The sequence below is a fragment of the Dietzia sp. CQ4 genome (assembly GCF_014145125.1).
GTDB lineage: Bacteria > Actinomycetota > Actinomycetes > Mycobacteriales > Mycobacteriaceae > Dietzia > Dietzia natronolimnaea.
This window is the reverse complement of sequence record NZ_JAALDZ010000155.1, coordinates 1-8,242: the sequence shown is the minus strand read 5'-3', so window position 1 is coordinate 8,242 and position 8,242 is coordinate 1. Positions and strand designations below refer to the sequence as shown.

The window sequence follows — 8,242 nt, the reverse complement described above, 5'->3', positions numbered from 1 at the left end:
ACGATCTCGGCCACCGAGTTACACCACTCTATGGGGCACTACTGTAGATCGCTCCAGCCAGTGTATAGTTCGCGGATTTGCTTTCGTCGGCCAGGGGTGGCCGATCACCCGCCCAATATCCCACCCGCGACGTGGATCGGACCAGGCCGAAGGGATCATTGGGCCGGGCGGGTGGTTACACCAAGCTGGACCAGTAGTCCCAGAATCGGTTCGCGATCAGTGCGATGACGACGAGGACCCAGACGGTGAGTATCACCCCGTGGTAGCCCGTGGCGATCTCGATGCACCTGCGCACCCATCGTGGTGTGGCCCCTTCGAGGTGTCGGAGGCTGAACACGGTGGTGTACCAGAACAGTGGGATCGTCACGGCCCACACGATCATGCAGTAAGGGCACAAGGCGCCGATCACGTAGAGGCTTTGATAGATCAACCAGTGAATGAACACCACCGCGAAAGTGACGCCTAGTTGGGTGGCGCCCCAAAACCAGAGCCGAAACCCATTGCCGGCCAGGACTGCCCCACCCGCGACAGCAACCGCTGTGAAACCCACGATTCCGATGATCGGGTTCGGAATGCCAAAGGCCTCGGCCTGGGGGGTGGTCATGACCGACCCACACGAGAGAATCGGGCTGACGTTGCAGGTGGGTATGTAGTCGGGGTTGACCAGTAGTTCGATCTTCTCGACCAGCAGCGCAATGGCTGCAGTGAGGCCGATGAGCCCTGCACCGATCCACAACGCTCCGAGCCGGCGAGCCGACACCGCGCCAATCTGTCGGGGCACGGTGCCCACCTGCGCCGGGGAAGTGGTGTCAGTCATTCACAGCTGCCTCGATGCTGGCTTCCAGAGCAGCGACAGTTGTCAGTTCGAGGCGCTGGCCGTCCAGGAACAGCGTTGGGGTGCCGGCCACCCCGAACGCTTGTCCATCTTGTCTGCTCTGTTCGACCCTGGCTAGAGTCGCCGGATCGTTGACATCTGCACGGAAACGCTCGGTATCCAATCCCAGCTCCTCGGCATACCCGGCGAAAGTCTCCGCCTGGGAGGTGGATTGGTGGCCCCACTGGTCAACGGAGTCGAACAGTCGCTGATACATGGCCTCGAACTCGCCCTGATTGGCCGCCGCTTCCGCCGCCAGAGCAGCGTTGACCGAGTTGTCGTGCAGCGGCATGTGGCGCACCACAAACTCCACCCGGTCCCCGTACTCATCGCGCAGATCCTCAATCACCGGGTACAGCGCCAAGCACCCTTCGCATTCGAAATCGAGGAACTCGACGAACACCGCGTCTTTACCCTCGGACAATCGAGGACTGTCCTCACGGACCAGTTGCGCGGTCGGCGCCTCACGAGCCACCTCAGCCGAAGAGTCGTCTCGATTGGTCAAGACCAGCATTCCGGCCAACAAAAGCACGGCTACCCCAATCAGCGCCAAGGACCATGCCAAGTTCTTACTCAAGTGACTTCCCTACTTCCAGTGGTGATCCAACCATCCGATCGGGCACCGCCTCGCACAGACCTGGCAGGCAAGCCCGCAGGCAGGTCAGCGGTCGCGACCGAGTTCACTGTCGCAGGTGACGAACTCACGCATGAGTGGCAGCAGCAGGCGCCATCGACGTAGTCAGTGTGCCAGCGGCGGCCATATGCGCGGTAGACCCGGTGCGGCCAGCCCGCAAGCCATTGATGATGACGATGACCTCGGCCGCCTCATGGACCAGAACGACCGCGGCAAGTCCCAGCACGCCGGTGATCGCCAGTGGGAGCAAGATGATGATGATCGCCAGCGACAGCACGATGTTCTGCGTGATGATTGCCCGGCCCTTGCGTGCATGGCGCAGTGTCCACGGGAGCAGGGTCAGGTCATCACCGGTGAGGGCGATATCGGCAGACTCCACCGCCGCGTCGGAACCCGTGACTCCCATGGCGATGCCGATATCGGCCGAGGCCAGAGCGGGAGCGTCATTGATGCCGTCACCGACCATCGCAACCGGACCGCGATCACGCAGTTCGGCCACGGCCGTGGCTTTGTCGGCCGGCCGTAGCTGCGCCCGAACATCAGTGATGCCGGCCTCGTCAGCCAACGCCGCAGCGGCGCGAGCATTGTCTCCGGTGAGCATGGTGGCGCCGACCCCACCAGCCTTCAGTGATTCAATGACTGCGAGAGCTTCTGGCCGTAGTTCGTCGCGGACCCCGATGGCGCCGACTGGCTGGCCACCGCGGTGGACGATGACCACGGTTTCTCCCCGCCGCTCCAGAGTCTCGACCTGCCAAGCCAATGGGCCGGGTGGCAGCCAGCGGGGGCTACCGACAGCGATCTGGTCGTCGCCGATCACGCCGGTGATGCCCTGGCCCGCCGCCTCGGATACTTGCCGGGCCGCTGGAATGTGTGAGGCGGCGGCTGTAATCGCCGTGGCCAGCGGGTGAGTGCTGTGCTCCTCGAGGGAGGCAGCCCAGCCGAGGACTTCCGCGTTGCTGACTTGGCCGGTGACGAGCACGCTGGTGACGGTGGGGTGATTACGGGTGAGGGTTCCTGTCTTGTCCAGGGCCAGATGCCGGATTCCTCCGAGTCGCTCGAACGCCGCACCAGATTTGATGATTACACCGAACTTGCTGGCGGCCCCGATCGCTGAGACCACCGTGACCGGCACCGAGATGCCCAGCGCACACGGTGAGGCCGCGACCAGGACGACCAGGGCTCGCTCGATCCACACAGCCGGGTCGCCGAACATCGAACCTATGACGGCCACCAGCGCAGCCAGGACGAGCACCCCTGGCACCAGAGGGCGAGCCAGGCGGTCTGCGATACGTGCCCGCTCCCCCTTGTCGTGCTGTGCCTGCTCCACGAGCGCGACAACCGTAGTCAGAGAGTTATCGGTGCCAGCGGCGGTGGCCACAACCTCCAGGGACCCGGACACGTTGATCGATCCGGCCAGCACCTGATCGCCGGGACCAACCTCAACCGGGATGGATTCACCGGTGATCGCCGAGACATCCAGACTGCTGCGACCAGTCCGGACGGTGCCGTCTGTGGCCAGTCGCTCACCGGCAACCAGCCGTATCACATCGCCGGGAACGAGATCCTCCACCGGGGACAGACGGGTGTCGCCGCGAGTGGTGATGACGGTCGCGGTCGAGGGGATCAGTGCCAGCAAAGCACGAAGGCCCGATCTCGCCTTGGCCATCGCCCGGTGTTCCAGGGCCTCGGCAATCGAGTAGAGGAAGGCCAGTGCGGCGGCTTCTTCGATGAAGCCGAGCAGGACTGCACCGATCGCGCTGATCGTCATCAGCAGCCCGATACTCAGACGCCCCGACGCGACAAGTCCCCGCACCGATGAGGGGACGAACTGGGAGGCGCCCAACAGCAGGGAAACCCAGAACACCGCCGTGACGCCCGGGCCGGAGACCGGAGTGAGCCATTCCAGCGCTAGACCCATCGCCAAAGTCACGCCGGATGCCGCGGGGATGAGAATGGCCGGCTCACGCCACCACCGACTGGGACCGTGGTGGTCGTCGATCGTCGTCGAGGACGTGGGGGCGCAGCAGGTATCCATCAGCTGCGCTCACCCTGGTTGTTGCAGCAGCCGGGCACGCAACAGTGCGAGTCCAGACAAGCTGCATCGCCGTCGACGGCGAGCGTGGTCTCCACCAGTCCGTTGAGCGCGTGCGCGAGATGGGCATCAGCGATCTCGTACCGGGTTCGTCGTCCCTCCTGTTCGGCGACGACAATCCCGCAGCCACGCAGGCACGACAGGTGGTTGGAGACATTCGTCCGGGTCAGACCAAGATCTCGGGCCAATTCAGCAGGGTAACCGGGGCCGTCGAGAAGGGCGAGCAGGATCCGCGACCTGGTCGCGTCCGCCATGGCACGTCCCAGTCGGTTCATCACATCGAGACGAGAAGCAATAGTCAGCACACACTGACCATACAGTGTGGACTGACCTATTGCTCGCCGCTGTTCTCGCGGTTTCTCACGCTGCGGTGCCAGCGAACCACCGGGATCGTCCTGCAGTCAGCATTCCGCTTCCCTGAAACAGCCTGCGGTTCGCCCTTGGTGCCGCGTTCCCGCAGGCGGCCAGCTGCACTCTGGCTCAGATCGGCAGCGTGGTGTCGGAGATGGCGAAGTCTCGGAGCCAGTACACGAACTGAGTCCAGATACCACTAAGTAGCAGCAGGCCGACGATGATGAGCATGACGCCACCGGCGATCTGGATCTTCCGGGTGTGTCGTTGCAGCCACCCGACCGTGCGGATGGCCCTCGTGGACCCGAATGCCACCACCACAAAGGGCAGGCCAAGACCGAGACAGTACGCCACAATAAGGAGCACTCCGCGGGCCGCGTCGATTCCGGTTCCGGCAGCCACTGACAAGGCCGCCGCCAGCGTCGGACCAAGGCAGGGGGTCCACCCCAAAGCGAACACGGCACCGAGCAACGGTGCGCCCGCCCAGGTCGACAGCGCTTTGGGCTGCATGCGAGTGTCCCTCTGCAGTACGGGAACGACCCCGATGAACACCAGTCCCATGAGGATCGTGACTACTCCACCGAGCCGCTGCAGGAGCTCCTGCTGGGGGGCGAGGTACTGCACGGCGCCCAACACCATCGCGGACAGCAGGACGAACACCACCGTGAACCCTGCCACGAACAGCAAAGCGGCCAGGACCACGCGTTTGCGCGATGACGATCGGTAGCGCTTCTCCTCGAGCGTGAGCGTGCCTGATGCGGCGCGACGTTGTTTTGCCGCCTGCACTGTGGCTGCCGGGCGCTCCGCTCCGACAACGCTTGCGAGGTAGGCGAGGTAGCCGGGAACGAGCGGCACCACGCAGGGCGAGGCGAACGACACAAGGCCCGCCAGCACGCACGCACCCAGGGCGAGCAGAAGTGGGCCGGAGGACGCCGTCTGCTGGAACGTCTCACCGATCGACTGCGCGAGAAGCACCGTGGTCATCCCGCTTCATCCCCGGCCGGCTCCGCGAGCAGCCTGTCGATCAGCGGCTCCAACTGGTAGTCGGTGACCTCCGCCAGAAACACCGCAGCGACCCGATGTTGCTTGTCGAGGATCAACGTCGACGGCACTACCGATGTCGGAAAACCATGCAGTGCCGCCACCGCGGCCTGGGACGGGTCCCAGATCGAGGGGTACGTGACCCCGTTGTCCTTGATGAAGTCAACGGGCTTCTGCCGATTAGGGTCACGCAGATTCACCCCGATATTGGTGAACCCTCGAGCTTCGTACTTCTCCTGCAGCCGCTGCAGGTCGTCAATCTCTGCCCGGCACGGCCCGCACCACTGGCCCCATAGGTTGATCAGCACCACATCACCGGGATAGTCGGCGACGGCCACGGTGACCTCGGGGTCGAGCACGTTCGGCCCCGACATCGGAGCGATCGTCCTACGTTCCTCGGGCGGGTCATAGAAGATCTCCAGCTGACCATCCGGGCTGACGAAGGTGAAAGTCTCGCCTATCGCAACGGCATCGGTTCCGGTTGCGCAGCCCGACAGCGCCAGCGCGCTGGCCATCGCTGCGGCTACCGCCCCGAAAGACCGGTGGGCAGCGCGGTGTCGCCGACCTCCCACTGCTTCTGGCTTTCTGGGCATTCTCGCCATGCCAAACAACTCTTTCACTTCGAGGACTCCCACCTCGGCTGACCATACTGACCTGATCGATTGCCACCGAACTCGGGCAGGCGGCGATCATGTCGTCATTCACCGAAGTTGAGCCGGTGGGGCAGGCCTGGTCTTCGGTGGCTCACTCGTCATCTCGGCGTCGGCAGGTACGCCAGTGTCCGATCCCGGCATCCCGTTTATCAGGGGTGTCGCACGATCGGGGGTTCGTGATCTCGGTGGTGCTGGGTCTCGAGCTGGAAGGTGGTGTGCTCGATGTGGAAATGCTCGGCCACGCATTTCCGCACGGTATCGAGGATCTCCGGGGCATGGCCGTCCTCGAAGCACTCCTCGTCAAGAACGACATGGGCGGACAGCGTGGGAAGACCGGTGGCGACGGTCGAGGCGTGGAGGTCGTGTACCCCCCGCACGTGGTCGATCTCAAGGATGTGCGCTCGGACCTGGTCAAGGTCGAGGCCGGCCGGGGTGAACTCCATGAGGACGTGGGTGGTTTCTCGAACCAGGAGGAACGCCCGGGGAATGATCATGAGCGCTATCGCGACTGCGGCGATCGTATCGGCCCGCTGAAACCCGGTGGTCATGATGAGCACGGCTGAGACGATGACCGCCAGCGTTCCCAGCGCGTCCATGAGGACTTCCAGGAACGCGGCGCGCATGTTGAAGTTCGCGCCGCGGCTGGACGCGAGCACGAGTGCGGCGGCGATATTGAGAACCAATGCGACGACGCCGAAGATCAGCAGCTCTGCACCCGCGACTTCTGGAGGGTTGCTCCAGCGCTGGACTGCTTCGACAAGGGCGTAGACGCTGACGCCGGCCAGGAGCAGTGCCTGGCCGAGGGCCGCCAAGACCTCGATGCGGCGAAAACCCCAGGTTCGCCGCTTGTCGGAGGGACGAACCATCAGTACCGCTGCGACCAGCGCGACGAGCAGTCCGATGGAATCGGTCAAAGAGTGGACGACATCGACGAGCAGCGCCAGGCTGCCGGTGATCCAGGCGCCGACGCCCTGAGCGAGGACGATGGAAAAGACCAGCGCGAAGGCAATGCCGAGCTTTCTACGAAAGTCCGGTGCCGACGCGGCTTCCTCCGGACTCGGTCCGTGACTATGTCCAGCACTCATAATGGGTTTACGCCTTTCCTCGACTGGTGGATGGCTGCGACGATCGGGGCACTTTCATGACAGTCCTGGGTCACTGAGCTCATCGCGATCATGGAGATCGCGGTGCGCGCGCAGCGAAAGCGTGGTCCCCGATGCGCTCAGGAGCGCCGCTGCAGACTCGATGAGGGCTTCCAACCGAGTTGGGTCCGCCAGCGAGAACCAGGAGGCCCTGCCTTCGATCCGCACAGTCACCAGCCCGCAGTCCCGAAGACAGGCCAGATGCTTGCTCACCGTGGACTGCGCCAGGTGCATGTGGTCAACCACATCCCGCACCCGGTGCTCGCCGCTACCGAGGTGCTCGAGAATCGCCAACCGCGTCGGCTCTGCCAAAGCATGAAACAGCGCCGCATACACGCTGCGATCCTCCAACTGGAGGGACTCGTCGACCGGGTCACCCGATACGCTATCAATCGTCATATGGCGATGATAGCCCAGTATGGCGATCAGTGGGGATGTGGTGGCATCAGTCATAGCGCACCGGGGTGCATGAGGGCCGAGAAGGGCGAGCTGATCAGGAACGATGCTGGCTCGTGCGTAGATTAGTTGTGCAGCGCCGATGCGTCGCAGACCGGTTCTGGCAGTCCGGCGGTGTCGTGGAGCCCCCGTAGCTCTGCTTGGGTCGACCACCAGGGGTCATACGAGAGCGCTGAAGGCGCACTCGGACCGGCAGGGCCTGGTGCTGTCGGGGCATGTTGCAACGTGATCGAGTGACCGTTCCAGCACTGACCGGAGCTCTTCCAGCCTTTGAATGGTGTCGTCGACCTCGCGTAGCCGATCGGTGAGTAGTGGGTGCAGGGCATCTCGAGTATTGGTGCAGGTCCCCGTTGCGGTGACCTGGAGCAGCCATTTGATCTGGTCGAGTTCCAAGTCCATCTGCTTCGCCCCGTGGATGAACGACAGACGCTCGAGAACCTCTGGCCCGTACTCGCGGTAGCCATTGCTGGCCCGGGTCGAGCTGATCAGGCTGAGCTTTTCGTAGTACCGCAGCGTGGTGGCCGGCACTCCGCTGCGCCTGGCCACTTCAGAAATACGCATGCGCTCGTTCTCCTAGCGGGTCTTGAAGGTTACCGGTCGGCGATGGAGACGGCAGCCTGTTCATCGGGGGCGCCCTTGTCCCGGTGGCGGATGATTTGACTGAGTACTGCGAGGATCGGCAACTCGATCAACGGTCCCACCACCAGAGCGACAGCAATCAGCGGCCGATCAGGGAAAGCCGCCACCGCGATACCCAGAGCGATGGGCGAATTCCTGGCCGTGGTCACCATTGTCAGAGTGACCCGCTGTGGACCAGGTAGGTGCAGCAGTCGAGCTGCCCCGGTGGCGGTCAGCGGGAGGATGACGAAGAACAGGAGTAGCGGAGGTAGTAGCAGCAGCATTTCGGTGCCGTTCTCGGCGACCACGGGTGCTTGCCAGGCGAACATCGCGAAGACCGCTAGCCCCGGTGATTCACGGGGATCTGCGGATCGCTGGGTG

Annotated in this window: 9 protein-coding genes and 1 pseudogene; all 10 read right to left on the bottom strand. The window is 63.9% G+C overall.

Going from position 1 to position 8,242, the window contains the following annotated elements:
• Positions 1 to 175: 175 nt before the first annotated feature.
• The gene (locus G6031_RS09865) at positions 176 to 817 is read right to left on the bottom strand and encodes a vitamin K epoxide reductase family protein (RefSeq protein WP_179526339.1); all 642 of its coding nucleotides are present in this window, start codon (positions 815 to 817) and stop codon (positions 176 to 178) included.
• Positions 810 to 1,451 (bottom strand): thioredoxin domain-containing protein, encoded by a 642-nt coding sequence (locus tag G6031_RS09860; protein WP_179526338.1) that lies wholly within the window; start codon positions 1,449 to 1,451, stop codon positions 810 to 812. The genes G6031_RS09865 and G6031_RS09860 overlap by 8 nt, the downstream gene beginning before the upstream one ends.
• A 124-nt stretch (positions 1,452 to 1,575) precedes the next feature.
• On the bottom strand, positions 1,576 to 3,543 hold the full coding sequence (locus tag G6031_RS09855) for a cation-translocating P-type ATPase (protein ID WP_179526337.1): 1,968 nt from the start codon (positions 3,541 to 3,543) through the stop codon (positions 1,576 to 1,578).
• Complete coding sequence (locus G6031_RS09850) at positions 3,543 to 3,905, bottom strand: metalloregulator ArsR/SmtB family transcription factor (protein WP_347238476.1); 363 nt, start codon at positions 3,903 to 3,905, stop codon at positions 3,543 to 3,545. The genes G6031_RS09855 and G6031_RS09850 overlap by 1 nt, the downstream gene beginning before the upstream one ends.
• Before the next feature lie 175 nt (positions 3,906 to 4,080).
• Entirely contained in the window at positions 4,081 to 4,935 is an 855-nt protein-coding gene (locus G6031_RS09845; protein WP_182653173.1) for a cytochrome c biogenesis CcdA family protein, read from the bottom strand.
• Positions 4,932 to 5,507 (bottom strand): TlpA disulfide reductase family protein, encoded by a 576-nt coding sequence (locus tag G6031_RS09840; protein ID WP_179526334.1) that lies wholly within the window; start codon positions 5,505 to 5,507, stop codon positions 4,932 to 4,934. Before G6031_RS09840 ends, G6031_RS09845 begins: the two co-directional genes overlap by 4 nt.
• 287 nt (positions 5,508 to 5,794) lie before the next feature.
• Positions 5,795 to 6,730: a cation diffusion facilitator family transporter gene (locus tag G6031_RS09835; protein WP_179526333.1), complete on the bottom strand. Its 936-nt coding sequence runs from the start codon at positions 6,728 to 6,730 to the stop codon at positions 5,795 to 5,797.
• Positions 6,731 to 6,784: 54 nt separating this feature from the next.
• Positions 6,785 to 7,240, bottom strand: coding sequence for a metalloregulator ArsR/SmtB family transcription factor (locus G6031_RS09830; RefSeq protein WP_241737292.1), 456 nt, complete (start codon positions 7,238 to 7,240; stop codon positions 6,785 to 6,787).
• 162 nt (positions 7,241 to 7,402) lie between these two features.
• A complete protein-coding gene (locus G6031_RS09825) occupies positions 7,403 to 7,804 on the bottom strand; it encodes a MerR family transcriptional regulator (RefSeq protein ID WP_179526331.1) in 402 nt (133 codons plus the stop codon).
• A gap of 29 nt (positions 7,805 to 7,833) precedes the next feature.
• A pseudogene (locus tag G6031_RS09820) lies at positions 7,834 to 8,242 on the bottom strand (hypothetical protein); the annotation flags it as partial.